This window comes from Amycolatopsis jiangsuensis, assembly GCF_014204865.1.
Lineage (GTDB): Bacteria > Actinomycetota > Actinomycetes > Mycobacteriales > Pseudonocardiaceae > Amycolatopsis > Amycolatopsis jiangsuensis.
The window spans coordinates 17,110-43,566 of the sequence record NZ_JACHMG010000001.1; the positions used below are offsets into that span (position 1 = coordinate 17,110).

General features: G+C 69.8%; 29 protein-coding genes. 11 read left to right on the forward strand and 18 right to left on the reverse strand.

Annotated features, from left to right (window positions below):
* Positions 1 to 26 precede the first annotated feature (26 nt).
* From BJY18_RS00080 to BJY18_RS00090, 3 genes are read left to right on the forward strand one after another with little or no spacing between them, the layout of a single operon-like run.
* Complete coding sequence (locus BJY18_RS00080) at positions 27 to 227, forward strand: hypothetical protein (protein WP_184776685.1); 201 nt, start codon at positions 27 to 29, stop codon at positions 225 to 227.
* A gap of 11 nt (positions 228 to 238) precedes the next feature.
* Positions 239 to 685: a guanyl-specific ribonuclease gene (locus BJY18_RS00085; RefSeq protein WP_184776686.1), complete on the forward strand. Its 447-nt coding sequence runs from the start codon at positions 239 to 241 to the stop codon at positions 683 to 685.
* Positions 682 to 1,047 (forward strand): barstar family protein, encoded by a 366-nt coding sequence (locus BJY18_RS00090; RefSeq protein ID WP_184776687.1) that lies wholly within the window; start codon positions 682 to 684, stop codon positions 1,045 to 1,047. The genes BJY18_RS00085 and BJY18_RS00090 overlap by 4 nt, the downstream gene beginning before the upstream one ends.
* A 36-nt stretch (positions 1,048 to 1,083) precedes the next feature.
* Here BJY18_RS00090 and BJY18_RS00095 read toward each other — a convergent pair whose 3' ends face one another.
* The 9 genes from BJY18_RS00095 to BJY18_RS37910 form a co-directional block, all read right to left on the reverse strand.
* Positions 1,084 to 1,857, reverse strand: coding sequence for an enoyl-CoA hydratase-related protein (locus BJY18_RS00095; RefSeq protein WP_184776688.1), 774 nt, complete (start codon positions 1,855 to 1,857; stop codon positions 1,084 to 1,086).
* Positions 1,858 to 1,928: 71 nt separating this feature from the next.
* A complete protein-coding gene (locus BJY18_RS00100) occupies positions 1,929 to 2,564 on the reverse strand; it encodes a cyclase (protein ID WP_184776689.1) in 636 nt (211 codons plus the stop codon).
* A gap of 192 nt (positions 2,565 to 2,756) precedes the next feature.
* A complete protein-coding gene (locus tag BJY18_RS00105; RefSeq protein WP_184776690.1) occupies positions 2,757 to 3,500 on the reverse strand; it encodes a sirohydrochlorin chelatase in 744 nt (247 codons plus the stop codon).
* A complete protein-coding gene (locus tag BJY18_RS00110; RefSeq protein WP_184776691.1) occupies positions 3,497 to 4,759 on the reverse strand; it encodes a sulfate adenylyltransferase subunit 1 in 1,263 nt (420 codons plus the stop codon). Before BJY18_RS00110 ends, BJY18_RS00105 begins: the two co-directional genes overlap by 4 nt.
* A complete protein-coding gene (gene cysD, locus BJY18_RS00115; protein WP_184776692.1) occupies positions 4,759 to 5,667 on the reverse strand; it encodes a sulfate adenylyltransferase subunit CysD in 909 nt (302 codons plus the stop codon). Before cysD ends, BJY18_RS00110 begins: the two co-directional genes overlap by 1 nt.
* Before the next feature lie 10 nt (positions 5,668 to 5,677).
* Positions 5,678 to 6,373, reverse strand: coding sequence for a phosphoadenylyl-sulfate reductase (locus tag BJY18_RS00120; protein WP_184776693.1), 696 nt, complete (start codon positions 6,371 to 6,373; stop codon positions 5,678 to 5,680).
* On the reverse strand, positions 6,370 to 6,528 hold the full coding sequence (locus BJY18_RS36535) for an Insertion element protein (protein WP_246459087.1): 159 nt from the start codon (positions 6,526 to 6,528) through the stop codon (positions 6,370 to 6,372). Before BJY18_RS36535 ends, BJY18_RS00120 begins: the two co-directional genes overlap by 4 nt.
* An 11-nt stretch (positions 6,529 to 6,539) precedes the next feature.
* Positions 6,540 to 8,231 carry a nitrite/sulfite reductase gene (locus tag BJY18_RS00125; RefSeq protein ID WP_184776694.1) on the reverse strand — a complete coding sequence of 564 codons (1,692 nt, stop codon included), beginning with the start codon at positions 8,229 to 8,231 and terminating at the stop codon, positions 6,540 to 6,542.
* Positions 8,232 to 8,337: 106 nt separating this feature from the next.
* Complete coding sequence (locus BJY18_RS37910) at positions 8,338 to 8,424, reverse strand: putative leader peptide (RefSeq protein WP_376774748.1); 87 nt, start codon at positions 8,422 to 8,424, stop codon at positions 8,338 to 8,340.
* Positions 8,425 to 8,658: 234 nt separating this feature from the next.
* Here BJY18_RS37910 and hemW point away from each other — a divergent pair, with 234 nt between their 5' ends.
* Positions 8,659 to 9,867, forward strand: a complete 1,209-nt coding sequence (gene hemW / locus BJY18_RS00130; protein WP_184776695.1) for a radical SAM family heme chaperone HemW — start codon at positions 8,659 to 8,661, stop codon at positions 9,865 to 9,867.
* A 70-nt stretch (positions 9,868 to 9,937) separates the two neighbouring features.
* Positions 9,938 to 10,858 (forward strand): NADP-dependent oxidoreductase, encoded by a 921-nt coding sequence (locus BJY18_RS00135; RefSeq protein ID WP_184776696.1) that lies wholly within the window; start codon positions 9,938 to 9,940, stop codon positions 10,856 to 10,858.
* Between the two features lie 43 nt (positions 10,859 to 10,901).
* Here BJY18_RS00135 and BJY18_RS00140 read toward each other — a convergent pair whose 3' ends face one another.
* On the reverse strand, positions 10,902 to 11,609 hold the full coding sequence (locus tag BJY18_RS00140; RefSeq protein WP_312873677.1) for a TetR/AcrR family transcriptional regulator C-terminal domain-containing protein: 708 nt from the start codon (positions 11,607 to 11,609) through the stop codon (positions 10,902 to 10,904).
* A 94-nt stretch (positions 11,610 to 11,703) separates the two neighbouring features.
* Between BJY18_RS00140 and BJY18_RS00145 the strand changes: the two genes are divergently transcribed.
* Genes BJY18_RS00145 through BJY18_RS00155 form a run of 3 tightly spaced genes read left to right on the forward strand, consistent with a single transcriptional unit; the run spans position 11,704 to position 14,245 of the window.
* The gene (locus BJY18_RS00145) at positions 11,704 to 12,153 is read left to right on the forward strand and encodes an SgcJ/EcaC family oxidoreductase (RefSeq protein ID WP_184776698.1); all 450 of its coding nucleotides are present in this window, start codon (positions 11,704 to 11,706) and stop codon (positions 12,151 to 12,153) included.
* A 27-nt stretch (positions 12,154 to 12,180) separates the two neighbouring features.
* Entirely contained in the window at positions 12,181 to 12,999 is an 819-nt protein-coding gene (locus tag BJY18_RS00150; protein WP_184776699.1) for a siderophore-interacting protein, read from the forward strand.
* A 10-nt stretch (positions 13,000 to 13,009) separates the two neighbouring features.
* Entirely contained in the window at positions 13,010 to 14,245 is a 1,236-nt protein-coding gene (locus BJY18_RS00155) for a serine hydrolase domain-containing protein (protein ID WP_184776700.1), read from the forward strand.
* Between the two features lie 25 nt (positions 14,246 to 14,270).
* Here BJY18_RS00155 and BJY18_RS36540 read toward each other — a convergent pair whose 3' ends face one another.
* The 8 genes from BJY18_RS36540 to BJY18_RS00190 all read right to left on the reverse strand — a co-directional run bounded on the left by BJY18_RS36540 (position 14,271) and on the right by BJY18_RS00190 (position 22,493).
* Complete coding sequence (locus tag BJY18_RS36540; RefSeq protein ID WP_246458704.1) at positions 14,271 to 15,014, reverse strand: hypothetical protein; 744 nt, start codon at positions 15,012 to 15,014, stop codon at positions 14,271 to 14,273.
* The gene (locus BJY18_RS36545) at positions 14,989 to 15,297 is read right to left on the reverse strand and encodes a hypothetical protein (protein WP_246458706.1); all 309 of its coding nucleotides are present in this window, start codon (positions 15,295 to 15,297) and stop codon (positions 14,989 to 14,991) included. The genes BJY18_RS36540 and BJY18_RS36545 overlap by 26 nt, the downstream gene beginning before the upstream one ends.
* A gap of 172 nt (positions 15,298 to 15,469) precedes the next feature.
* A complete protein-coding gene (locus tag BJY18_RS00165; RefSeq protein WP_184776701.1) occupies positions 15,470 to 16,468 on the reverse strand; it encodes a TIGR03842 family LLM class F420-dependent oxidoreductase in 999 nt (332 codons plus the stop codon).
* A gap of 11 nt (positions 16,469 to 16,479) precedes the next feature.
* Complete coding sequence (hydA, locus tag BJY18_RS00170) at positions 16,480 to 17,892, reverse strand: dihydropyrimidinase (RefSeq protein WP_184776702.1); 1,413 nt, start codon at positions 17,890 to 17,892, stop codon at positions 16,480 to 16,482.
* Positions 17,892 to 18,734 carry a nitrilase-related carbon-nitrogen hydrolase gene (locus BJY18_RS00175; protein WP_184776703.1) on the reverse strand — a complete coding sequence of 281 codons (843 nt, stop codon included), beginning with the start codon at positions 18,732 to 18,734 and terminating at the stop codon, positions 17,892 to 17,894. Before BJY18_RS00175 ends, hydA begins: the two co-directional genes overlap by 1 nt.
* Positions 18,685 to 20,220, reverse strand: coding sequence for an NCS1 family nucleobase:cation symporter-1 (locus tag BJY18_RS00180; RefSeq protein WP_184776704.1), 1,536 nt, complete (start codon positions 20,218 to 20,220; stop codon positions 18,685 to 18,687). The genes BJY18_RS00175 and BJY18_RS00180 overlap by 50 nt, the downstream gene beginning before the upstream one ends.
* A 199-nt stretch (positions 20,221 to 20,419) precedes the next feature.
* Positions 20,420 to 20,809 (reverse strand): SSI family serine proteinase inhibitor, encoded by a 390-nt coding sequence (locus tag BJY18_RS00185; protein ID WP_184776705.1) that lies wholly within the window; start codon positions 20,807 to 20,809, stop codon positions 20,420 to 20,422.
* Between the two features lie 28 nt (positions 20,810 to 20,837).
* Positions 20,838 to 22,493 carry a PucR family transcriptional regulator gene (locus tag BJY18_RS00190; protein WP_184776706.1) on the reverse strand — a complete coding sequence of 552 codons (1,656 nt, stop codon included), beginning with the start codon at positions 22,491 to 22,493 and terminating at the stop codon, positions 20,838 to 20,840.
* Positions 22,494 to 22,631: 138 nt separating this feature from the next.
* On the opposite strand from BJY18_RS00190, the gene BJY18_RS00195 reads away from it, so the two are divergent.
* From BJY18_RS00195 to dnaJ, 3 genes are all read left to right on the forward strand, one after another.
* A complete protein-coding gene (locus BJY18_RS00195; RefSeq protein WP_184776707.1) occupies positions 22,632 to 24,128 on the forward strand; it encodes a CoA-acylating methylmalonate-semialdehyde dehydrogenase in 1,497 nt (498 codons plus the stop codon).
* A 97-nt stretch (positions 24,129 to 24,225) separates the two neighbouring features.
* Positions 24,226 to 25,251, forward strand: coding sequence for a heat-inducible transcriptional repressor HrcA (gene hrcA / locus BJY18_RS00200; protein WP_184776708.1), 1,026 nt, complete (start codon positions 24,226 to 24,228; stop codon positions 25,249 to 25,251).
* A 41-nt stretch (positions 25,252 to 25,292) separates the two neighbouring features.
* Positions 25,293 to 26,456 carry a molecular chaperone DnaJ gene (gene dnaJ, locus BJY18_RS00205; protein ID WP_184776709.1) on the forward strand — a complete coding sequence of 388 codons (1,164 nt, stop codon included), beginning with the start codon at positions 25,293 to 25,295 and terminating at the stop codon, positions 26,454 to 26,456.
* The last annotated feature ends 1 nt before the right edge of the window (position 26,457 follow it).

Here is a 26,457-nt window from a genome sequence, read left to right on the forward strand (position 1 = left end):
AGCAGAGCGCGCGTAGGCTCACATTCGTGCTGAACGGGCTGGCCGACTGGTGGGACGGGGTGGAGCTGTGGCTTGCCCAGGCCTGGTTTCCCGTGCAGTTCGCGCTGGTCATGGTCGTGCTCGTGCCGCTGTGCCTGCTGGTCGCGTGGCTCATCGACAAGCTGGTCGAACGCTGCGCCCGCTGGCTCGGCACGGCCCGTGACGACGAGGGCCCCGGCGGCTCCTAAGCTGGCGAACCATGGTCAACCGTAGGCGGATCACCGCCGCGCTCGTCGGTCTTCTCGTGCTGGTGCTCGGGGGCTGGCTGGTGAAGGAGGGGACCGGCGGACCGGACACCCCGTCCGGCAACGCCCCGGCCGCGGCCTCCGCCGGGCAGGTGCCCGGGGCCGCCGCGTCCGGGCTGCCGCTGAAACCGCTGTCGGCGCTGCCGTCGCAGGCGGGTGACACCTGGCGGCTGATCCGCCGGGGTGGCCCGTACCCGTATCCGCACAACGACGACGTCGTCTTCCAGAATCGCGAGAACGTCTTGCCGAGTGAGAAGTCCGGCTACTACCACGAGTACACGGTGAAAACCCCGGGCAGCCCGGACCGCGGTCCGCGGCGGCTGGTCACCGGGGCGGCGCAGGAGCTGTACTACACCGGCGACCACTACACGTCGTTCGTCGTCGTGGACCCGAACCGGTGAGCGCGGGCGAGGACGCGAAGGCCGCGGCGGACCAGGCCTTCGCCCGCGGTGCCTACCCGCACCGGGTCGACGGGAGCACCGTGGACAAGCCGAGCACGCTGGACGCGATCGCCGCGGCGATGTCGTTCCCGGAGCATTTCGGCCGCAACCTCGACGCGCTCTACGACATGCTCACAGACCTGTCGTGGCTTCCGCGCGGCGAGCACGTGCTGATCTGGACCGGATCGGAGGCGCTGCGCGGTGCCGAGCCCAAGACCTACCTGGCGATCCGGAGTGTGCTCTCGGACGCCCAGCGGGCACTCGGGCCCGGCGACGGCCGCGCGGACGGCTGGCGGCTGACCGTGGTGCTGGCGGATTCCTGACGCTCCGGTCGCGTGCCGGGGCCGCCGCGGGTCGGGTCAGTCCGCGGGCACCCAGTTCGGCTTGCGCTTCTCGGCGAACGAACGGATGCCCTCCTGGCCCTCCTCGCTCGCGAAGAACCCGGCGGACAGCTCGTTCATCGCGGCGAACCCGTCCGCGGGGGTGGCCGGGCGCGGGCGGCCGAGCAGTTCCTTCGTGGCGGCGAGGGCCTTCGGCCCGCCCAGGGTGAGTGACCTGAGGTAGCCGGCCACGGTGGCGTCCAGCTCGTCGGCCGGGACACAGGCGTTGAGCAGGCCGATCTCCACGGCGCGGTGCGCGTCGAACAGCTCGCCGGTGAGGAAAAGTTCGTGCGCGGCCCTCGGCTGCAGCCGAGGCAGCACGGTCAGGGAGATGACCGCAGGCACCACGCCGATGCGGACCTCGGAGAACGCGAACGTGGCCTCGGGAACGGCGACCGCGATGTCGCACGCGGCGACCATGCCGATGCCGCCGGCACGGGCCGGTCCGGCCAGCCGCGCAACCACCGGCTTGGGGCTGCTCCAGAGCTGGTCGAGGATCTTCGGGAACTCGTTCACGCCCTGGTCGCCCGCCCCGGCGCCGCGGGCCTCCTTGAGGTCCATGCCGGCGCAGAAGACCGAACCGGTGTGCGTCAGCTGCACGACCCGCACCGCGTCGTCGGCCTTGGCCCGCTCCAGCGCGGCACTCAGTTCCCGGCGCAGCTGCGCGGACAGCGCGTTGCGGTTGTGCGGGGAGTCCAGGGTGATCGTGGCGGTGCCGCCCGCCACCGTGTAGTGCACCAGTTCGTCAGCCATGTCCGACACTCTGGCACACCGCGGCTCCGGTGTGGCCGCCTCGCGAAGGTGGTCACACCGGAGCCGGGCGGTCAGCCGATGGTCGTGGTGGTGAAGACCGGGCTGGGAGACGGGAAGCAGGCCGTCGGGGCGGTGACGTCGCCGATGATGCTGCTGGCGATCGCCTGGAACGTCAGGCCCGGATCGTCGTAGCTCGACCCGGCCAGTTTCGTCTCGATCGTCCCGGAGTCGCCTGCCGTGAGGTGCACGGTGATGGTGGGCAGTTCGAAGGTCGCGCCGCCGGCGATCGGCCCGGGGAAGCTCAGCGTCGCGACGCCGTCGGCGACCGCGATCTCGGGCGCGGTCGACCCCAGCCCGGATCCGCCGGCGAGATCGGCACTCACGTAGGTGGAGTTGGCCGGTACCGGGAACTTCAGCGCGAAGGTGTTGATCTCCTTCACCGTGTTGCCGCTGACCTCGCCGGGCACCGTGTTCGGCGCGGGGTCGATGACCACGTCGAGCGTCCCGCCGGGTGCCACGGTCTCCGGCGCGGTCACGTCGGCGTCCTGGTCCAGTGCGACCTTCTGCGGTCCGACGACCGGCGCGTCCGCCTGGCAGTCGAAGCTGATGGTGGTGGCCGCCGAGGCGGGGGTGGCGAGGGTGAGGGGCAGGACCGCAGCCGCGGCGAGGGCGATCAGCCGCGGACGAGAAAGGCGAAGAGCTTTCATCTGTGTCCACCTACCTGGGGTTTTGGAGGGGAGAAACGAAGGCTGCGCAGCGTTTAGAGAGTTACCGGCACGTTAAGTAGTGCGTCAAGGATTGCCCGTTCCCATGCGCGGACGGTGACGGAACTGGTGAAAAGACTCGCTGCCTGGCGGTGTCGGACAGCGCGGCCGGATGCCGCGGACACCGACAGTGGTCTAGACGAATTGTGCGGTCCGCAGCAGGCCGGCGACCGCGGCGGCGTAGCGGGCGATCACCACGTCGGCCACGCGGGGGTCATCGGCCAGCGGCCCGGCGAGGAACGCGCCGGGATCCGCCTCGCGGGCCAGCGCGGCGATCCGGTCGGGCAGCAGGCCGGGGGCGAGGAACCAGGAGGCGGCGACGAGGTGGCGCACCCCGCGTGCGCGCAGCCGGGCGGCGGCGGTGGGGACATCGGGCTGGGTGGCGCTGGCGAACGCCTCGCTGACCGGAAGCCCGAGCCGGCTTTCCCACCGTTTCGCCAGTTCCGCGACCACGGCGTTCGCCTCCGGGTTCGACGAGCCGACCGCGGTGAGCAGCACCCCGGTGCCCTTGCGGTGACGGGCGTCCGCGAGCCGGTCGAGCGCCACGGCCTGTAGCGCCGGATCGGCGCCGAGCACGTCGGAGACCTGGATGCGGAAACCGGGACAGTCGTCGGCCACCTCGGCCACCAGCGCGGGCAGGTCGACCCGCGCGTGGAACGCGCTGCCGAGTAACAGCGGCACGACCACGGCGCTGCGGTGACCCCGGGCGTGGAGCCCGCGCAGGACGTCGGTCACGCGCGGTTCGGAAAGGTCCAGAAAGGACTCGTGTACCTCCAGCCCCGGCGCCTGCGCGCGGACGACGCCGGCGAGCGCCCGCACGGTCGCCGCCGAGCGGGGATCGCGGCTGCCGTGTGCGACGGCGACCAGGGGAGGCGTCACGAGAACCGCTCACCCACGAGGCCGGCGGCGAGGGTGTCGCCGTCCTTGGGGTCGATCACCAGGAACGCGCCGGTCCGCGGGCTGCTGCCGTAGTCGTCCACCGGCAGCGGTTCGGCCAGCCGGAGGGTGACCCGGCCGATGTCGTTCAGCTCCAGGGTTTCCGGATCGTCCACACTGGACAGAGTCTGCTCGTCGAAACGGGCGTGCAGTTCGTCGGTGAGCGCCTGCACGGTGCGAGCCCCGTGCTTGACCAGCACGCGCGCACCGGGTTTGAGCGGCTTCGACGACAGCCAGCACACCGTGCCGGTGATCTCGTCGGTGACCGACGGGGGCGCGTCCGCCGCCGCGATCAGGTCGCCGCGGGTGATGTCGATGTCTTCGGTGAGCAGCAGCGTCACCGAAGACCCGGCACCGGCTTCACCCAGTGGGCCGTCGGCGGTGTCGATGCGCTCGACGTGGCTCCGGATGCCCTGGGGCAGCACCACGATCTCATCGCCCGGCCGTACCGTCCCGGCCGCGATCTGCCCGGCGTACCCGCGATAGTCCGGGTACTCGGGCGTGCGCGGGCGGATCACGTACTGCACCGGGAAGCGCAGCGGCGAATCGTGCGGATCCGGCGCGACCGGCACGGTCTCCAGGTGCTCCAGCAGCGTGGGACCGTCGTACCACGGGGTCCGGCCGGAACGGGTGGCCACGTTGTCGCCGTGGAGCGCCGAAACCGGGATGGTGACCACGGACGCCGGGTCGTAGCCGAGGGATTCCGCGTGCGCGGTGAACTCCTTGGCGATCACGGTGAAGGTGGTCTCGTCGTAGTCGAGCAGGTCGATTTTGTTCACGGCCAGTACCAGCCGCGGGACGCCGAGCAAGGCCAGTACGGCGGCATGCCGGCGAGTCTGCTCGACGACGCCGTTGCGGGCGTCCACCAGCAGGACCGCGAGCTGCGCGGTGGAGGCGCCCGTGACGGTGTTGCGCGTGTACTGCACGTGCCCTGGCGTGTCGGCGAGCACGAACGACCGCTTCGGGGTGGCGAAGTAGCGGTAGGCGACGTCGATGGTGATGCCCTGTTCGCGCTCGGAACGCAGGCCGTCCACCAGCAGCGAGAGGTCGGGAGTGGACAGTCCTTTGTCGACACTGGCCCTGGTGACGGCGTCGAGCTGGTCGGCGAGGACGGATTTGGTGTCGTACAGCAGGCGTCCGACGAGGGTGGATTTGCCGTCGTCGACGCTGCCGGCGGTGGCCAGCCTCAGCAGCGAGCTCATCAGAAGTAGCCCTCCCGTTTGCGGTCTTCCATCGCTGCTTCGGACATGCGGTCGTCGGCGCGGGTGGCGCCGCGTTCGGTGAGCCGCGAGGCGGTCACCTCGGCGATCACCTCGTCGACGGTGGTGGCGGTGGATTCGACGGCACCGGTGCAAGAACCGTCGCCGACGGTGCGGTACCGCACCGACTTCGTCGCCACGTCTTCCCCGTCGCGGGGACCGCCCCACGGACCTTCGGTGAGCCACATGCCGTCGCGCCGGTAGACCGGCCGCTCGTGGGCGTAGTAGATGGAGGGCAGGGCGACCTGTTCGCGAGCGATGTAGTGCCAGACGTCGGCCTCGGTCCAGTTGGACAGCGGGAAGACGCGGACCTGCTCGCCGGGGCGGTGGCGTCCGTTGTAGAGGTTCCACAGCTCCGGGCGCTGCCGGCGCGGTTCCCACTGGCCGAAGGCGTTGCGGAGGCTGAAGATGCGTTCCTTGGCGCGGGCGCGTTCCTCGTCCCGGCGGCCGCCGCCGAACACCGCGTCGAACTTGTGTCCGGCGATGGTTTCCAGCAACGGGGTGGTCTGCAGCGGGTTGCGCAACCCGTCCGCTCGTTCCTCGAGGCGGCCGTCGTCGATCCAGTCCTGCACCTTCGCCACGACCAGGCGCAGGCCGTGCTTCTCCACGACGTGGTCACGGAAGTCGAGGACCTCGGGGAAGTTGTGCCCGGTGTCCACGTGCAGCAGCGGAAACGGCACCGGGGCGGGCCAGAACGCCTTGATCGCCAGGTGCAGCATCAACGTCGAGTCCTTGCCGCCGGAGAACAGGATCACCGGCCGGTCGAACTCGCCCGCGACCTCACGGAAGATGTGGATCGCCTCGGACTCCAGCGCCACCAGATTGTCGGTGGCCGGTTCGAGTGTGGTCATTCGTCCTTCCTCAGCCGTGCAGTCCGCATTCGGTTTTCGCCTGCCCGGCCCAGCGGCCGCTGCGTGGATCGGCACCCGCCTCGACCTTCGCCGTGCACGGCGCGCAGCCGATGGACGGGTACCCCGCGGACACCAGCGGGTTTTCCAGGATCCCGTGGTCGCGGATGTAGCCGGTGAACTCCTCGTCGCTCCACGGCGCGATCGGGTTGATCTTCACCAGGCCGTTGCGCTCGTCCCAGGAGACGATCGGGGCGTTCGCGCGGGTCGGTGCGTCCACCCGGCGCACGCCGGTGACCCAGGCCGAGTACCGCGACAGCGTGCTGCGCAGCGGCACGACCTTGCGCAGGAAGCAACACTGGCCCGGGTCGCGGTCGTGCAGCTTCGGGCCGTACTCGGCGTCCTGCTCGGCGACGCTCTGCTCGGCCTGCGCGTTGACGATCGTCACCTGCGGGTAGACCGTCTGCACCGCGTCCCGGGTGCCGATGGTCTCCGCGAAGTGGTAGCCGGTCTCCAGGAACAGCACGTCCACGTCCGGCTTGACCTGGGTGGCCAGGTCGATCAGCACGGCGTCCTGCATGTTCGACGCCACGATGAAGTCGTCGCCGAAGGTCTCCGCGGTCCAGCGCAGCGCCTCCCCGGCGGTGGCCCGCGCCAGTTCTTTCTCGGCCCGCTCGGCCAGGGTCCGGTAGTCCGCGGTGGCGGTCATCCGTGCGCCTCCTGAGGTAGGGACAGTCCGTGGAACTTCACCGAGAACCTCCTCCGGCAGGCGGCGCACAGCCAATCGCCGTCGTCGGCGGGACGCAGATCCTCGTCTCCGCAGAACGGGCAATAGTAAGGCACCGCCCGTTCGGTACCGGTCAGCTCGGCCGAACTCACTGCAACACGCCCTCTTCGGCGCGCGTGGCCCACTGCGCGAACCGCTCGCCGGGCTCGCGGCCGGCCAGGTAGGACCGCACCACGCGTTCGACGTAGTCGACCAGCTCGTCGGCGACCACCTTGTGGCCCCGCAGCTTGCGGCCGAACCCGGCGTCGAGCCCGAGCCCGCCACCCAGATGCACCTGGAAACCCTCCACCTGGCGGCCCTCGCCGTCGGTGACGATCTGGCCCTTCAGCCCGATGTCCGCGGTCTGCACCCGGGCACACGAGTTGGGGCAGCCGTTGAGGTGCACGCTCACCGGGTTGTCCAGGTCGCCCTGGAGATCGGCCAGCCGGGTCTCGAGCTCGGCCACCAGCTCCTGGGCGCGGGCCTTCGTCTCGACGATCGCCAGCTTGCAGAACTCCAGCCCGGTGCACGCCATCACGCTGCGCCGCCACGGCGAGGGCCGGGTGTGCAGGCCCTGTTCGGCCAGTTCGGTCTCCAGCCCGGGCACCTCGGAGCCCGGCACGTCGAGCACGACCAGCTTCTGCTGCGGGGTCAGCCGCACCCTGGTGGAACCGGCCCGCTCCGCGGCCTTGGCCACGGCGAGCAGCGTCTCCCCGTCGACCCGGCCGGCCACCGGTGCGGCACCGACGTAGAACCGGCCGTCGACCTGCGGATGCACGCCGACGTGGTCGATCGGCGCGGAAGGCACCTCCGGAGCCGGCCCGTCCAGCAGCGGACGCTTGAGGTACTGCGTCTCGAGCACTTCCCGGAACTTCTCCGCGCCCCAGTCCTTGACCAGGAACTTGATCCGGGCCCGGGAACGCAGCCGCCGGTATCCGTAGTCGCGGAAGACGCTGATCACCGCCTCCCACACGTCCGGCACCTCCTCGCGGGGCACCCAGGCGCCGAGTCGCTGCCCGATCATCGGGTTCGTGGACAGCCCGCCCCCGACCCAGACGTCGAACCCGGCGCCGTGCTCGGGGTGCTGCACACCGACGAACGCGACGTCGTGGATCTCGTGGGCCACGTCGGCCTGGCCGGAGACGGCGGTCTTGAACTTGCGTGGCAGGTTCGCGTACCGGGGGTCGCCGATGAACCGGCGCTTGATCTCCTCGATCGCGGGCGTGCCGTCGATGACCTCGTCGGCGGCGATCCCGGCGACCGGGGAGCCGAGGATGACGCGCGGGCTGTCGCCGCACGCCTCCATCGTGGTCATCCCGGCGTCCTCCAGCTTTCGCCAGATCGTGGGCACGTCCTCGATCCGGATCCAGTGGTACTGGATGTTCTGCCGGTCGGTGATGTCCGCGGTGCTGCGGGCGTGCGTCTGCGAGATCTCCGCGAGCACGGCCAGCTGCTGGGTGGTGAGCATGCCGCCGTCGAGCCGGACGCGCAGCATGAAGTACCGGTCGTCGAGTTCTTCGGGCTCCAGGGTGGCGGTGCGGCCGCCGTCGATGCCGGGCCGGCGCTGGGTGTAGAGGCCGAACCAGCGGAACCGGCCGCGTAGGTCACCGGGGTCGATCGAATCGAACCCGCGGTGGGCGTAGATGTTCTCGATCCGCGCGCGGGCGTTGAGCGGGTGGTCGTCCTTCTTGGAGCGCTCGTTCGGGTTCAGCGGCTCGCGGTAACCGAGCGCCCACTGGCCCTCGCCGCGCTTCTGCCGGGCGCGGCCCTTCGCGGGCGTGTCACGCGTGGGTGCGGCCATGGAGGTCCTCCGGGCGGGTGTGGTGGTGGCACCGGCCGGTCGCGGCGGTGCGGCGGGCACGGGAGTACGCGACGATGCGGTCCGGATGTGCTGGGCTGGTCGGGAGTCAGCGCGCGCGCCGGCAGAGCGCGCTCGCGACCCGGAGCAGGTCGACGTGGCGGCGCGCCACGAGAAGGACACCGGCAGGACTCACTGCTCCAGATTGCCACGTGTGCAGAAGGTGGTCCAAGGACGTCCGGATCGTGGGAGCCGGCCGGCGGGCACGGCATCACGGCTTTCTCTGCCAGGCGTTTCCCGGTCTTCGGACGGTCTGGCGGACCTGTTCGGCCCGGAAATCAGGACAGGGTGATTCTTCTGCCGCCGAACTATCGCCCGGTCGGTACCCTGCCCGCGCGGTGCCCCTCGAGGCACCGGGGACAATGGAGCCGTGCCTGTTCCCGACGTCAGCAGCCCGCCCGCCGGGCTGCCCGAGAGTGCGCTGGAGGGGCTGGGAACCCGGCCCTTCGGGGTGTACGTGCATGTGCCGTTCTGCGCCACCCGCTGCGGCTACTGCGATTTCAACACCTACACCGCCGGTGAGCTGGGTTCCGCCGCCTCGGCCCGGTCTTGGCTGGACGCGTTGCGGCGTGAGCTGGAGCTCGGCGCGGAGATGCTCGGCAGCCCGCCCTCGGCCGAGACCGTGTTCGTCGGAGGCGGAACGCCGTCGTTGCTGGGTGCGGACGGGCTGGCCGAAGTGCTCGACGGCGTGCGGTCGATCTTCGGGCTCGTTCCGGGAGCCGAGGTGACCACGGAGTCGAATCCCGAGTCCACTTCGCCGGAGTTCTTCGCGGGCATCCGGGCCGCCGGGTACACCCGGGTTTCGCTCGGCATGCAGTCCGCGGCGCCGCACGTGCTGCGGGTGCTGGACCGGGTGCACACGCCGGGCCGTCCGGTCGAGGCCGCGCGCGAGGCGCGGGCCGCCGGTTTCGACCACGTCAACCTCGACGTGATCTACGGCACACCCGGTGAGCGCATCGGCGACCTCCGGGCCTCGCTCGACGCCGTGCTCGCCGCCGGGGTGGACCACGTGTCGGCCTATGCCCTGATCGTCGAGGAGGGCACCGCGCTGGCCCGCCGGGTGCGCCGCGGCGAGCTGCCGGCGCCGGATGACGACGTGCTGGCCGAGGACTACGAGCTGATCGACTCGGTGCTCTCGGCCGCCGGGCTCGGCTGGTACGAGGTGTCCAACTGGGCCGCCGGCGAGACCGCGCGGTGCCGGCACAACCTCGGCTACTGGCAGGGCGGGGACTGGTGGGGTGCCGGTCCCGGCGCGCACAGCCATGTCGGCGGGGTGCGCTGGTGGAACGTGAAGCATCCGGCGAAGTACTCCGGCCTGCTCGCCGACGGCCGCAGCCCGGAAGCGGACCGGGAGGTGCTCACCGCCGCCGACCGGCACCTGGAGCGGATCATGCTCGAACTGCGGATCGTGGAAGGACTTCCGCTGTCCACGCTGGACGCCGGCGGCCTCGCGCAGGCGCGCGCCGCGGCGGCCGAGGGACTGCTCGAACAGTCTGCTTTGGACAGTCGGGGTCGCGCCGTGCTCACCGATCGCGGACGGCTGCTGGCCGACGGGGTGGTGCGCCGCCTGGCCGGCTGATTTCCCGCTTCCGGGCATAACCGCGGCCGATCGTTCGTTGGTCGAAGTACACGAGCGAGGGAGAACACGCATGCCGCAGGCGGTCAGGTACAGCGAGTACGGCGGGGTCGACGTGCTGCGGGTGGTGGACGTGACACGTCCGGTCCCGGCCTCGGGGCAGGTGCTCGTGGCGGTCCGCGCGGCCGGGATCAACCCGGGGGAGGCCGGGATCCGCGAGGGACGTTTCGCGGAGAGGTGGCCCTCGACGTTCCCGTCCGGCCAGGGCAGTGACCTCGCCGGAGTGGTCGCCGAGGTGGGCCCGGAGGTGTCCGGGGTGGCGGTCGGCGACGAGGTCATCGGCTTCGTCGACAGCCGCTCCAGCCAGGCCGGATACGCGATCGTGGAGGCCGGCTCACTGACCCCGAAGCCCAGCGGAGTGTCGTGGGAGGTGGCGGGCAGCTTGTTCGTCGCGGGGACCACGGCGTACGCGTCGGTGGCCGCGACGTGCCCGCGCGAAGGGGAGACCGTCGTCGTCTCGGGAGCGGCCGGCGGCGTCGGCTCGCTGACGGTCCAGCTGGCGAAGCTCACCGGCGCCACCGTGATCGGTATCGCGAGCGAAGCCAACCACGAATGGCTGCGCGAGCACGGCGTCGTCCCGGTGGCCTACGGTGAGGGGCTCGAGGAGCGGCTGCGGGAGACCACCGGCGGCAAGGTCGACGTCTTCCTGGACACCTACGGCGACGGGTACGTAGAGCTGGCCCTGCGCTTGGGTGTCTACACGGGACGGATCAACACGGTGATCGACTTCGCCGCCGCGGAAAAGTACCGGGTGCAGGTGGCGGGCAACGCTGCCGCGTCCAGCGCCGAAGTGCTGCGCGACCTCGCCGCCTTGGTCGACAAGGACTTGCTCGAGGTGCCGATCGCCGCGGTCTACCCGCTGGCGCGGGTCCAGGACGCCTACCGCGAGCTCGAACGCCGGCACACCCGCGGCAAGATCGTGCTCACGCCCTGACTCATGGACCTCGTGCCCAAGCCTTGGCCCGTGTGCGTCGTGCTCACGCCCTGACCAGTGCGCGGAGCCCCGCCACGAAGGTCTCCAGCGCGAATTCCAGCCGCTCCTCGCTCGTGTCCGCGGTGAAGAACTCCCCGATCTGCCCGAGGTGGGCAAACGCTTCCGCAGGCCCGGACTGCGACCCGCCGGTCATCTGCCTGCCGCGTTCGGCCACCTGCTCCGCGTCGTATTCGCCGGACGCCCAGCTACTCGCTTCGCACGCGAAGGCCTTCGCGTAAGTGCTGAGCGCATCGGCGGCGAAGGCGGCTTGTTTGAGGTCCAGACCGCCGGCGCGCAAGAGCGCGAGCATCGTCTCGCCTTGGCGCAGTGCGTGGGGAGTGCCCGGCACAGGGGTGTTCCAGGCGACCATCGCGATGCCGGGATAGGCCGTCATCGCGGTGATCTGAAGCCGCACCTGCTCTTTGAGCTGGGCGTCCCATCGGTGCGGATCCGGCTCCGGGCTCGGGATTTCCCCCAGCGCCGCGTCGAGCAGGAGCTCGTCCAGCTCTTCCTTGCCGGACACGTACGCATACAGCGACGCGGGTCCGGTTTGCAGCCGCTGCGCCACCCGTCGCATGGAAACCGCGCGGATGCCTTCCGCGGCGAGGATCTCCTGCGCCGTGTGTACGACAAGTTCCTGCGACAGCAACGGTTTCTCCGCGCGCCGGCGGGGCACGGGCGCGCGGCGCCGCGGTGCGGGCGAGGTGGTCACCCAGGCAGCGTAACCGAGACCGCGGTCTTGACGCGAACGGTGTTCGTGAGTAGAACGGAACCGTTGACGAACGCCGTTCGCGAAGGAGTATTTCATGTCCGACAGGGAAGAAGTCCTCGCTGTCCTCGCCCGGATCACCGACGCGTGGAACAGTGGTGACGGCGAGGCCTACGCCCGGGAGTTCACCGCCGACGCCGACTACGTCACATGGTTCGGCATGCGGTTCAGCGGCAGAGAGGCGATCGGAAGCTCGCACCGGAAGCTGTTCGAGGGCCCGCTGCGGGGTTCGAAGCTCAGCGGTTTCGGCGACGCGGACGTCCGGTTCCCGCAGCCGGACGTCGCGATCGTCGTGAGCGGGGGCGGTTCGTCGCTGTCCGGCACGGGTCCCGCCGCCGAGGGACGTCTCAGTACGCTGACCACCGTGCTGGTCCGGGGTTCGCGCGGGTGGCTGGTCACTGCCTTCCAGAACACCCGGGTCTCGGATCCGCGCGCAGCGGTACTGGGCGAAACAGGTGATCGGCGCGTACCGTGGGCTACAGATTAGGCAAGCCTTACTGAATGGTGGTGTCCGATGGCCGAAGCTCCGGCACGCAGGGGAGGGCGGGCCGTCCGGCTCGAGGTCCTGCGCAAGGAAACGCTCACGCCGCACATGATCCGCATCGTCGCCGGGGGCGAGGGGCTGCGGGATTTCCGGCCCAACGAGTTCACCGACGCCTACGTCAAGGTGATCTTCAAGGTGCCGGGGGTCGAGTATCCCGAACCGTTCGACATGCAGCGGGTCCGCGAGGAGCTGCCGCGGGAGCACGCGCCCCGGATGCGCACGTACACCGTGCGCTCCTACGACGCGGCGGCCGGCGAACTGGTGCTCGACTTCGTCGTGCACGGTGACGAGGGGCTGGCCGGTCCGTGGGCGCAGCGTGCCCAGCCCGGTGACGAACTGCTGCTCGCCGGGCCGGGCGGGGCGTACGCGCCGCGTGCGGACGCCGGCTGGCATCTGCTGGCCGGTGACGAGTCGGCGCTGCCGGCGATCGCCGCGGCTGTGGAAGCACTGCCGGCCGGGGTGCCGGCGCAGGTCTTCCTCCTCGTCGAAGACGCGGCGGAAGAGCAGGCCCTCGTCACGAAGGCCGATGTGCACGTGACCTGGCTGCACCGGTCGGCGGGCGGGGATCTCGCTTCGGCAGTGCGGTCGGCGCCGTGGCGGAGCGACGACGTGCACGCGTTCGTGCACGGTGAGGCCGGTTTCGTGCGCGACTTGCGCAGGTACCTGTTCACCGAACGCGAAGTCGCGCGCGAGCGGGTGTCGGTCTCCGGGTACTGGCGCGAGGGCAAGGACGATGAGGCCTGGCGCGAGGAAAAAGCAGCGGAGCGCACGGCGGCCGGGCCGGCGTAAGGTCGCGCCCATGGCGACCGAGGTGAAGGTGGAGGCCGATCCGGCCGAGGCGGGTTTCGACGAGGGGCGGCTCCGGCGGATCGACCGGCACTTCGCCCGGTACGTCGAGGACGGGTTGCTCCCCGGGTTTCTCGCGGTGGTGAGCCGGCACGGGCGGATCGTGCACGTGACCGCGCACGGCGCGCGGGACGTCGAGGCCAGCGCCCCGGTCGAGTCCGACACGGTCTGGCGCATCTTCTCGATGTCGAAGCCGATCACCTCGGTCGCGGCGATGACCTTCGTCGAAGAGGGGATGATCGACCTCACCGACGCGATCGCGCGATGGCTGCCGGAGTTCGCCGAACCCCGGGTGTACACCAAGGGTTCGGCGCTCGCCCCGGTGACCGAGCCGGCGACCGAGCCGATCCGTCTCTGGCACCTGCTTTCGCACACCGCGGGCCTCACCTACGGTTTCCACCACACCCACCCGGTCGACGCCCGCTACCGCGCCGCCGGCTACGAATGGGGCACGCCGTCCGGCGTGGACCTCGCGGGGGCGAGCCGGGCGTGGGCCGGGCTGCCGCTGGTCTTCCAGCCGGGTAGCGAGTGGAACTACTCGGTGGCCACCGATGTGCTCGGCCGACTGGTCGAGGTGCTGGCCGGGAAGCCGCTCGACGAGGTGCTCGCCGAGCGGATCTTCGGCCCCCTCGGCATGTCCGACACCGGTTTCTGGACCGCCGACCACAATCGCCTCGCCGCGCTGTACCTGCCCGACCCGAAGACGAAGCGGATCGTCCGCAACGACGAGGTGTTCGGCGCGATCGGCACGAAGCGCCCGGACTGTTTCTCCGGCGGCGGTGGGCTGGTCTCCACCGCCGGCGACTACCACCGGTTCACGCAGATGCTGCTGCGCCGCGGTGAACTCGACGGCGTGCGCGTACTGGCGCCGCGCACCGTGGACCTGATGACGGCCAACCACCTGCCCGGCCACGTCGACCTCGAGGCCTACGGCCGCCCCCTGTTCGCGGAAATGCCCTTCGACGGTTTCGGTTTCGGCCTCGGATTCTCCGTGCTGGTGGACCCGGTGAAGGCGAAGACCCTGTCCACCCCCGGCGAATACGCCTGGGGCGGCGCGGCCTCGACCGCGTTCTGGGTCGACCCGGACGAGGACCTCACGGTCGCCTTCTACACCCAGCTGCTGCCCTCGAGCACCCACCCGTTCCGCCAGCAGCTGCGACAGCTGGTGTATCAGGCACTGCTGGACTGACGTTTCGTCTTGGCGCTCGCCATGCTCACGTCAAGCGAGTCGGTGTGTTCGGCTGGACAGCGACGCGGCTGTCGAACTCTTCAGCGCTGGACGAGATTATTTCAATTGGTGCTGCGGGGGTGATGTTGAGATACTGTACGACGGTCCGGCGAAGGTGCTCTGCATGCCGGTAGATGTCTTCGACATGATCGATGGGTACGCGGGTTTCCTCCTTGTTCTCATCGAAAATTCCTAGGTACTTCTTTGGTCGGTTGAACCAGAGTCGCGCGATCGGCTTCCGATTGTTGTCGTCGAGCAGAACGCTGAAGTAGCTCTGGTTGTCGCGAGGGGTGATGCGGCTCGCCGTCACTTCCGCGCAGGTGATCGCACGAACTACCCGAAAACCTTCCAGCTCTTCTTCGGTCGTCGTCACCTTGGCCTTGTCGTCGGATTTATCGGCAGGTTCGGAATCGGCGGCGGTCTGTCCGGTATCGGTTGCTGCCCCGTTCGTAATCGTCACGTAGGCGTCCGGACCGCCTAATGCATTTTTCAATCGGTCATTGACCTGTTCGTTCAAGAATTGCTGGGTGGCCTTTTCGACAAGAGGTATGAACTGGTCGCGGACGCGCTGCGTGAAGGCTCCATCGTATACCCGGTTCGTGAGGAATCGGACCCATTCGTCTTCTGGTTGCTTGAACTGTGCGGCAAGGATTCGTTTGAGCTGACCGATATACTTGAGCTCCCCGGCGGCGCTGATGATCGAATCAAGATCGAAAGACTCCTTCGTCAACTTCGTGCTCGATGCGGAGGGTCTCGTTGACCTTCTTCGCTTCCACCAGGACCTGGACTTGGCCATCGTGGGCGATGGCGTAGTCGATCTTCTCGCCCTTCTTGATTCCGACATCAGCGGTGAACTCTGGGATGACCTCGGCCGGGTTGAAGACGTCGTAGCCAAGAACTCCGCCGATGAATGGCATAATGAACGCATTCTTGGTGGCTTCTTCCGTTTCAATGACGTCCTTGTGCTTGCGAATCTTCAATGCCAGGGCTTGAGCACGCTCCGCGATGTCCATGTCCGGTATCCAGTCCTTGCGTCGGTGTTCCGTGGGTGTGAGATCGGAATACCGACTAAGTGTGTTACATCCACGGAGTGGAGTAACGGTACGAAGACACCATATGACTCGCGAACAGGAAAAATACTTCCAAAAAGTGTCGGTACTGCAGTCTGAATCAAGCCGGGACAACTCAGGCGATCAGCTTCGGCAGCACCTGGGATCCGTACGCGGACAGGGTTTCCTCCCGTTCGTCGTGCATCAGGTAGAGGGCGAACTGGTCCACGCCCAGTTCCGCGAGTTCCTGCAGCCGGGCGATGTGTGCGGGGGCCGGGCCCAGCAGGCAGAACCGGTCCACGATCTCGTCCGGGACGAAGGCGGTCGACGGGTTGCCGGCGCGGCCGTGGTGGGCGTAGTCGTATCCCTCGCGCTCGCGGATGTAGTCGGTCAGTTCGCGGGGGACCGGGCCGCTCGCGCCGTAGCGGGCCACCAGGTCGGCCACGTGATTGCCGACCATTCCACCGAACCAGCGCAGCTGTTCCCGTTGGTGCGCCAGGTCTTCGCCGACGTAGGCGGGGGCCGCGACGCAGATGGTGATCCCACCGGGGTCCCGGCCGGCCGCGCGGGCGGCGTCCCGGACCGCGCCGATCGTCCACTGCGCGATGGCCGGGTCGGCGCACTGCAGGATGAAGCCGTCGGCGTGCTCGCCCACGGTCTTCAGCGCTTTCGGGCCGTAGCCCGCCATCCACATCTCCAGCCGCCCGCCCCGCACCCACGGGAGGCGCACCGCGGTGTCGTTCAGTGTGACCTCACGGCCTTCGGCCAGATCCTTCACCGTTCGCATGCAGTCGCGCACAGTGGCCAAAGTGGACGGTGGCTTCCCGACCACGCGATGCGCCGAGTCGCCCCTGCCGATCCCGCACACGGTGCGGTTGCCGTACATGTCGTTGAGCGTGGCGAAGGTCGACGCCATCACCGACCAGTCACGGGTACCCGGACTGGTCACCATCGGGCCGACCACGAGCGAGGACGTCTCCGCCAGAATCCGATCGTAGATCACGAACGGCTCCTGCCACAGCACGCACGAGTCGAACGTCCAGCCGTAGCGAAAGCCCTGGTCCTCCGCGGCCTTCATCATCCGCACGACCCCCGAGGCGGGCGGGTCGGTCTGCAGCACGATCCCGAAATCCATCCGGCTGCCCCCTAGTTCAGGTACTGGTTGAGCTCGCGGGAGAGGAACTTTCCGTGCCCGGCGGATCCGGTGTACCCGTCCGGCGACACCACGACCCGGCCGCGGGACAGTACAGTGTGGACCTTCCCGGTCAGCTCGAAGCCTTCGTAGGCCGAGTAATCCACGTTCATGTGGTGCGTGGCCGCGGAGAGCGTCTGGGTGGCCGCCGGATCGTAGAGCACGATGTCCGCGTCCGAACCCACCGCGATGACGCCCTTGCGTGGATACAGGCCGAACATCCGGGCGGGCGTCGCCGAGCACGTCTCGACCCAGCGGCTCAGTGAGATCTCGCCTGCCACGACGCCCTGGTGCAGCAGGTCCATCCGGTGCTCGACGCCGGGAATGCCGTTCGGGATGGCACGGAAGTCGTCCCGGCCCAGCTGTTTCTGGTCCTTGAAGCAGAACGGGCAGTGGTCGGTGGACACCACGGACAGATCATTGGTGCGCAGCCCGCGCCACAGGTCCGCCTGGTGCGACTTCTCCCGAAGCGGCGGCGAAGCGACGAACTTCGCGCCTTCGAAGCCCGGCTTCGCCAAGTCCTCTATGGACAGATAGAGGTACTGCGGGCAGGTCTCCGCGAACACGTTCTGCCCGCCGTCGCGTGCTTCGGCCACCGCGGTCAGGGCTTGTGCCGCCGAGAGGTGCACGATGTAGAGCGGCGCGCCGGTCACCTGGGCGAGCCGGATCGCCCGCGACGTCGCCTCTCCTTCCAGTTCCGGTGGCCGGGTGATCCCGTGCTGCACGGGTTCGACGCGTCCGGCGGCGAACGCCTGCGCGGCCAGCTGGTCGATCGCGATGCCGTTCTCGGCGTGCATCATGATCGTCGCGCCGATCTCGCGCGCCTGCTGCATGGCGCGCAGGATCTCCCCGTCAGTGGAGTAGAAGACGCCGGGGTAGGCCATGAACATCTTGAAACTGCCGACACCCGCGTCCACGCACGCGCGCATTTCCTTGAGCGTCGAATCGTTCACGTCCGACATGATCATGTGGAAGCCGTAGTCGATCGCGCAGTTGCCGTCGGCCTTGCCGTGCCATTTGTCCATAGTGGACAGCAACGAGGTGCCCTTGGCCTGTACCGCGAAATCGATGATCGTGGTGGTACCGCCCCACGCCGCGGCTACAGTGCCGGTCTCGAAGGTGTCGACCGAATGCGTGCCACCGAAGGGCATTTCCATGTGCGTGTGCGCGTCGATGCCGCCGGGAAGCACGTACTTCCCGGTCGCGTCGATGCTCTTGGTGCCGGTTAGCGTGCCGGGTGCGCCCACCGCGGCGATGGTTTCCCCGTCCACCAGGACATCGGCGGCGACCGCGCCGGACGGGGACACGACCTGGCCGCCGTGGATCAGGGTGGATTCGCCTCGGTTGCGCGCGGTGGCGGAACTCATCAGGCCTCCGTGAGCGGGCCGTAGCTGTCCGGGCGGCGGTCGCGGTAGAACGCCCACAGATCGCGCACCTCGGCGAGGCGGTCCATGTCCAGGTCGCGCACCACGATCTCCTCCTCGGAATCCGAGGCCGCCTCGCCGACCAGCTGACCGCGCGGGTCGGCGAAGTACGACTGGCCGTAGAAGTCGTTGTCGCCCAGTGATTCCACACCGACCCGGTTGATCGTGCCGACGTAGTACTCGTTGGCCACCGCGGCGGCGGGCTGTTCGAGCCGCCACAGGTACTCCGACAGCCCGCGGCTCGTCGCGGACGGGTTGAACACGATCTGCGCACCGGCCAGCCCGAGGGCGCGCCAGCCCTCCGGGAAGTGCCGCTCGTAGCAGATGTACACCCCGATCCGGCCCACCGCGGTGTCGAACACCGGGTAGCCGAGGTTGCCGGGCCGGAAGTAGAACTTCTCCCAGAACCCCTTCACCTGCGGGATGTGGTTCTTGCGGTGCATTCCGAGATATTTCCCGTCCGCGTCGATCACCGCGGCGGTGTTGTAGTAGACGCCCGGCTGCTCCTGCTCGTACATCGGCACGATGAGCACCACGCCGTGGCGCTGCGCGACGTCCTGCATCAGCCTGGTGGTCGGGCCGTCCGGAACGGGCTCGGTGTAGGAGTAGTAGTCGGTGTCCTGGACCTGGCAGAAGTACGGGCCGTAGAACAGTTCCTGCAGGCAGACCACCTGCGCGCCCTGCGAGGCCGCCTTGCCGATCGCCTCGACCGCGTTCGCGATCATCGACTCCTTGTCACCTGTCCACCGCTGCTGGATCAATCCGGCTCGGACCAGGTTGCTCACGGGTTTCCTCCTTCGTCGCGGGCAGGGTCAGCAGCAGGTAGACGACGAACGCACCGGCCAGGCCGACCACCCAGTTGTAGTCGTAGAGAGGTTTGAGGAACGGGATGAGCCCGTCGGCGGGGAAGGGCCCGTCGTAGGCGCCGCCGACCGCCAGTACGGCACCGACCACCGTGGCGACCACGGCGCGCCAGTGCCAGCCCGCGGTGAACCAGTAGGCGCCACCCGGGGTGTAGAGGTCGGCGACCTTCAGCCGGGTGCGGTTGACCACCCAGTAGCCGGCCACCAGCACCCCGGCCACCGAGCCCAGCACGCCGCCGTAGAAGCCGAGCCAGGCGTAGATGTAGATGTTCGGGTCGGAGTAGAGCCGCCACGGCTGGATCAGGATGCCGATCACCCCGGTGATCAGGCCGCCGAGGGCGAAGGTGATCCGCTTGGGGAAGGCGTTGGAGAAGTCGTAGGACGGGCTGACCACGTTGGCCGCGAGGTTCGCCGAGACGGTGGCCAGCACCAGCGCGATCAACGCGACGACGACCACGACCGGGCTGGCGAACCTGTCGGCCAGCTGCGCGGGATCCCAGATGTCCTGACCGTAGAGCACGTGCCCGCCCGAGGTGGTGAGGATGGCGACGACCGCGATGAACGTCATCGTGGTGGGCAGGCCGAGGATCTGGCCACGCATCTGCCTGCGCTGGCTGCCGCCGAAGCGGGTGAAGTCCGGCATGTTCAGCGACAGCGTGGACCAGAAGGCGATCATCGCCATCAGCGACGGCGCGAACACCTTCCAGAAGTCCGCGCCCCAGCCGAGCTTGCCGGTGTCGTGCAGGATCGGGCCGAGGCCGCCTGCCTTCACCAGCACGTAGCCGAGCATCACCAGGAAGCCGACGGACACCAGCGGCGCGGTCCAGTTCTCGAACCGGCGGACCGCCTCCATCCCGCGCCAGATGATCAGCATCTGTCCCAGCCAGAACACCGCGAACGACAGCCACAGCGTCCAGTGCTGGCCGGCGAGCACCGCGGAATCCCGCCAGCCGGAGCCGGCCAGCCTGCCCACGATCACGTAGATCGCCTCGCCGCCGACCCAGGTCTGGATGCCGAACCAGCCGCAGGCGATGAACGCGCGCAGCAACGCCGCGAGGTTGGCGCCGCGCAGTCCGTAGAAGGCGCGCGCGAACACCGGGAACGGGATGCCGTACTTGGTGCCGGCGTGGCTGTTGAGCAACATCGGGGCGAGCACGATGACATTGCCGAGAACGATCGTGATCAGCGCCTGCAGCCAGTTCATCCCGAGCGCGATGAGCGACGCGGCGAGTGCGTAGCTGGGGATGTTGTGCGCCATGCCCATCCACAGCGCGAAGTAGTTGTAGCCGGTCCAGGTGCGCTTCTCCGGCGGGACCGGGGCCAGCTCGTCGTTGTAGAACCGGCTCCCGCTGAGGGCCCGCACGTCGCCGAGGTCGTCCCGGTGGTACCCGCGTGTCGTCGGTTCCATTGCGGAATGGTGCGCGCCGGGCGGGTGCGGTGGGCAGAGACAGTCTGTTCAGGGTTCGGCCGCCCTGGGCGCAGTCTGTCGATTGCGCGGAAGCGCCCGGCAGTGCATGACGTGCGTCACAATCCGGCCGTTGCCTGGAGGCAAAGCAGGCGAAACATCCGGCCGCGGAGCCACGGGCGGACGCGGCCGGGGCGGCGGGCTACAGCGCGAACACGCTGTCGGACTGGCTGTCCGCCGCGCACCTGTTCGGATAGGTCGTGTGGAACATCAGCGGCTTGCCGTGCCAGGTGCCCACCGCGGAGACGTCCACCGGCGAGTAGATCATCGTGCAGCGCTGCAGGCGCGGTTCGACCTCGTCGAGGTCGCCGTCCACCCGGGACAGCGTGGCGCACGCGGCGTCGCGGTGCCGATGGGTGCCGCCGGTCGGGTCGCAGGTGAGCGAGGCGGACGTGACCCGGCCCGTGGTCTCGTGCATGGTCAGCCGGAGGCTCGAGTCGGGCAGCTGTGGCGCGGCAGGGCCAGCCGGGCTGCCAAGGCTGCTGACGCCGAGGACACAGGCCGCTATCGGAGCGAAGGTAGAGAACACCATGATACGGCTATCGGCAGGTCGGACCTGACTACTGTGTTCCTCGTCCGGGTAGGTTCTCCTCCCTCGGACGAGTGGCGGCGCCGAGGTCGTGGGCGAGCAGTGCCACGTAGAGCGACAACATCGACTCCGGATCTTCCAGCCGCACTCCGAGGACCTGTTCGATCCGGGCCAGTTGCTGGTAGTACGCGGTGCGCGAGGTGTGCGCGGCGGCCGCGGCCGCGGATTTGTTCCCACCGTGCGCGCAGTAGTGCCGCAAAGCCGGTACGAGCCGGCTCCCGGACGCCGCGTCGCGCTGCAGCAGTGGTTCCAGCTCCCGAGCCGCGAAGGCGCTCACCCGCTCGTCGCCGGACAGCAAGTGCAGCAGACCGCGCAGCCGTACGTCCCGCAGGCGGTGGATCGGCCGCTCGGCCCCCTCGTCGAGCGCGGCGGCGGCGACCTGGGCGGCTTCGACCAGCGTACGGTGCGCTTCCGCGGGCCCGGTCACGATCGTGCCGACGCCGACCACCGCCGGAGCGCTCGCGCGGGCGTCGTGGATGTCGCCGGCCAGCCGGTCCAGTACGGCGTCGGCATTGGCCTCCGGCGAAAGCGCCAGCAGCGCGCGGACGGCCGTCTCGTCCGTGGCCACGAGAGCCGACACCTTCGCCCGCCGCGCCGCCAGCGCGGTCGCCTCGGCCAGCTCACGCAGCAACGGCGGGGTGGACAGCGACTGCCGTGCGGTGGCGGTGATCCGCGGCCGCACCGCCAATCCGGCCAGCCGCCGCGACGGCAACGGCACGGCCAGCGCCGACGCCCGCGCGAGGATTTCCGTGGACGGCGTCGGCGAAGCGATCAGTTCGGCCAGCACCGCGCGGTGCGCCTGCCGTTCGAGCGTTTCGGAATCCCGCGCCACGAGCCGGTACACGGCGAGCGCCGACGCCGCTCGTTCCACGACCACCCGGTGCCGGTGCGGCGGTGTGTCCGGACTGTCGGTGCACACGAGGACCAGGCGTCCCCAGTCGTGTCCCCGCGCGCCGACCACGGTCACCAGCCAGTCCGCTCCCGGGTGGTAGCCGGTCCGCTCGCCGACCTGGACCGTCTTCGAACGGCCGGGCCAGCCGGTCAGCAGTTCGGCCGGATCGGAGCCGGCCGTGTCGTAGGCGAGCACTTCGTGGCCGAGCGTTTCCAGCACCACCGGATGCTCGGTCAACCGCGCGACCTCACGCAGCACCACCTCCGGCTCGGCACCGGCGACGGTGAGTGCGGTGAACGTCTCGTGCACCCGCTCGGCCGCACGCAGCTCGGCGACCTGGGCGTCGACGATCGTCCCGTTGACGGCCTCGGTCACCGCCACGTACCGGGTCTCGCGGGAGAGTGTGATCAGCGGGAGGCCGTGCGCCTCGGCGGCGGTGACCAGCGACACCGGCAGCCGGTCGTTCCAGTGCCGGACCAGCTCCACGACCACCCCCGCGGCGCCGACGCGGGCGAGGTCGGCGACGTAACGGGTCAGCGACGGACCGTCGTCGGGCAGCGCCACCCCGGTCGTGAGCACGAGTTCACCGCCACGCAGCAGGGGCGCGATCTCGGCGATCTCGGCCACGTGCGCCCAGCGCACCGGCCGGTCCAGCCCGGTGCTGCCGGCGACCACCTGCGGACGGCCCTGGCGCAGCACGGGCAACGCGAGCAGCTCGGCGATCGTCGGGTACATCGGGTCCTCGGGTCTCGGTCCTCCGGGCAGGCACAGACTGTACGGCGGAGTGGGGGAGTCCGTACACGTTGCGCATGGCGCCAGCGTGGCGTCCGCCCCGAGACTCGGAGGCACTCCCGACCGGAAGGAGCGGCCGCCGTGACCGACCGCATCAGCCACTGGATCGACGGAAAGCCGGCGCCGGGCACCGCCGGGCGCTCCGGTGACGTGTTCGACCCGGCGACCGGGCAGGTCCGCGCGCAGGTGGACTTCGCGGGACCGGCGGAGGTGGCGCGCGCGGTGGCGGCCGCCGCGGCCGCGCTGCCCGGCTGGCGCGGGACCTCGCTCGCCGGCCGGACCAAGGTGCTGTTCGCGTTCCGGGAACTGCTCGAGGCACGCAAGGACGAACTGGCCGAGATCATCACGAGCGAGCACGGCAAGGTCGAGTCCGACGCGGCGGGGGAGATCGCGCGCGCGATCGAGAACGTCGAGTACGCCTGTGGCGCCGCGCAGCTGCTGAAAGGCGGCTTCAGCGAGAACGCCTCGACCAATGTGGACGTGTACTCGATCGCGCAGCCGCTCGGCGTGGTCGGGGTGATCTCGCCGTTCAACTTCCCGGCGATGGTGCCGCTGTGGTTCGTGCCGAACGCGCTGGCGTGCGGGAACACCGTGGTGCTCAAACCGAGTGAGAAGGACCCGTCCGCGGCGGTGTTCCTGGCCGAGCTGCTGGCCGAGGCCGGGCTGCCCGACGGCGTGCTCAACGTGCTGCACGGCGACAAGGTCGCGGTGGACGGCCTGCTGGAACATCCGGACGTGAAGGCGATCTCCTTCGTCGGGTCCACGCCCATCGCCCGCTACGTCTACGAGACGGGCACCCGCCACGGCAAGCGGGTGCAGGCGCTCGGCGGCGCGAAGAACCACATGGTCGTGCTGCCCGACGCCGACCTCGACCTGGCCGCCGACGCCGCGGTGTCGGCCGGGTTCGGCTCGGCGGGCGAACGGTGCATGGCGGTCTCGGTGGTGGTCGCGGTCGAGGAGATCGGCGACGAGCTGGTCGCGAAGATCACCGAACGGATGCGCCGGCTGCGCGTCGGCGACGGCCGCGATCCCGGGTCCGAGATGGGCCCGCTGGTCACCCGGGCCCACCACGAGCGCGTCTCGTCCGCGGTGGACGCCGGAGTGGCCGAGGGTGCGACGCTGGTGGTGGACGGCCGGGGCGTCGAGGTACCCGGCGCCGAGGACGGCTTCTGGCTGGGCCCCACCTTGTTCGACCACGTGCGTCCCGGGATGTCGGTCTACACCGACGAGATCTTCGGCCCGGTGCTGTCGGTCACCCGTGCCGCGGGCTTCGGCGAGGCGCTGGACCTGATCAACGCGAACCCCTACGGCAACGGCACCGCGATCTTCACCGGTGACGGAGCGGCCGCCCGGCGCTTCCAGAACGAGGTCGAGGTCGGCATGGTCGGCGTCAACGTGCCGGTCCCGGTCCCGGTCGCCTATTACTCCTTCGGCGGCTGGAAGGACTCCCTGTTCGGCGACAGCCACGCCTACGGACCGGAGGGCTTCCACTTCTTCACCCGCACGAAGGTGGTCACCTCCCGCTGGCCGGACAACTCGTCCGCCGGGATCGACCTGGGTTTCCCGAAGAACTCCTGACCCCCGCACCGGCCCTTCCCGCGCGGGGCCGCGACCGGCCACCCGGCGTTTCCGTAAACTCGGGGTGAGAACCGGGGCGGACCGCAGGGAGGTGCAGGTGGCGAACACCGACGAACGGCGCTTCGACGTGCTGCGCGCGATCGTCGCCGACTACGTCTCCAATCAGGAGCCGGTGGCGTCGAAGTCGATCGTCGAGCGGCACAACCTCGGGGTGTCCAGTGCCACCGTGCGCAACGACATGGCGGTGCTCGAGGAGGAGGGGTACATCGCCCAGCCACACACCAGTGCCGGGCGGATTCCCACGGACAAGGGCTACCGGCGGTTCGTCGACCGGTTGTCCGAGATCAAGCCGCTGTCGGGGGCCGAGCGGCGGGCCATCACGAACTTCCTCGACTCCGGCACCGACCTCGACGACGTGCTGCGCCGGTCGGTGCGGCTGCTCGCCCAGCTGACCCGCCAGGTCGCGGTGGTGCAGTACCCGATGCTGACCAACACCGTGGTCCGCCACCTCGAGGTCGTCCCGCTGACGCCCGCGCGGCTGATGCTCGTGCTGATCACCGACTCCGGCCGAGTCGACCAGCGCACGGTCGACCTCGGCGATGTGGTCACCGAGGAGACCGTGCTGCGGCTGCGCACGGTGGTCAACGGCGCGCTGGCGGGGCGGCGGCTGGCCGACGCCGCGGCCGCCGTGGCGGAGCTGCCCGAATCGGCACCCGCCGACCTGCGCGACCACCTCACCCGGATCTGCACGACACTGGTCGAGACGCTGGTCGAGCACCCGGAGGAACGGATCGTGCTCGGCGGCACCGCCAATCTCACCCGCAACGTCGCGGACTTCCCGGGGTCGCTGCGCCAGGTGCTGGAGGCACTCGAGGAACAGGTCGTGGTGCTCAAGCTCCTCGCCGCGGCCCGCAACCCCGGTGCGGTGACCGTCCTCATCGGTGAGGAAAATGAGGACGAGCAGATGCGCAGCACCTCGGTCGTGTCGGTCGGCTACGGCCGGGACGACATGCTGCTCGGGGGCATGGGCGTCGTCGGGCCGACCCGGATGGACTATCCCGGCACCATCGCGGCGGTCCGTGCGGTCGCCAACTACGTGGGGCAGATCCTGTCCGGCCGCTGACCGGCGGTACGGGCGGAACACGAAGGAGAAGGCAGAACAACGTGGCGAGGGACTACTACGGGATCCTCGGGGTGGCCAAGAACGCGAGCGATCAGGAGATCAAGCGCGCGTACCGCAAGCTGGCCCGTGAACTGCACCCCGACGTGAACCCGTCGGAGGACGCCCAGCACCGCTTCGGCGAGGTCACGACGGCCTACGAGGTGCTTTCCGACCCGCAGAAGCGCAAGATCGTCGACCTCGGCGGCGACCCGATGGACTCGGGCGGGCGCGGGGGCGGGGGCGGCGACCCGTTCGCCGGCTTCGGCGGGCTCGGCGACATCATGGACGCCTTCTTCGGCGCCGCGGGCGGGGGCGGCGGCGGTCGCGGCCGGGGACCGCGCAGCCGCGTGCAGCCCGGTTCCGACGCGCTGATCCGGCTGGGACTCTCCCTCGAGGAGTGCGCCACCGGCGCCGACCGCGAGATCACCGTGGACACCGCGGTGGTCTGCGATCTGTGCCGTGGTGCCGGCGCCGCGGAAGGCACCGGCACCAAGACCTGCGACACCTGCGGCGGAGCCGGCGAGGTGCAGTCGGTGCAGCGGTCCTTCCTCGGCCAGGTCGTCACCGCCCGGGTGTGCCCGGTGTGCCGCGGCTTCGGCGAGGTCATCCCCGATCCGTGCCGCCAGTGCGGTGGCGACGGACGGGTCCGCGCCCGCCGCGACGTGACCGCCAAGATCCCGCCGGGCGTCGGCGACGGCATGCGGATCCGGCTCTCCGGGCAGGGCGAGGTCGGCCCCGGCGGCGGCCCGGCAGGCGACCTGTACGTGGAGATCGACGAGACTCCGCACGAGGTGTTCGTCCGCGAGGGCAACGAGCTGCACTGCAACTTCCGCATCCCGATGACCACCGCGGCGCTCGGTGCGACGGTGCCGATCGCCACCCTCGTCGACGGCGACTACGAGCTGGACATCGAGCCCGGCACCCAGCCGGCCACCGAGCTCGTGCTCACCGGAAAGGGCATGCCGCGGCTGCGCTCGTCCGGCCGCGTCGACGGCCGCGGCGACCTGCACGTGCACATCGACGTCGTGGTCCCCACCAAACTCGACGAGGAGCAGCGTGAGCTGCTCGTGGACCTCGCCCGCCACCGTGGCGAGGAGGTGCCCACCCTCGCCACCAACGGCAGGCACGGTGGTCTGTTCTCGAAGCTCCGCACCAAGAACCGCTGAC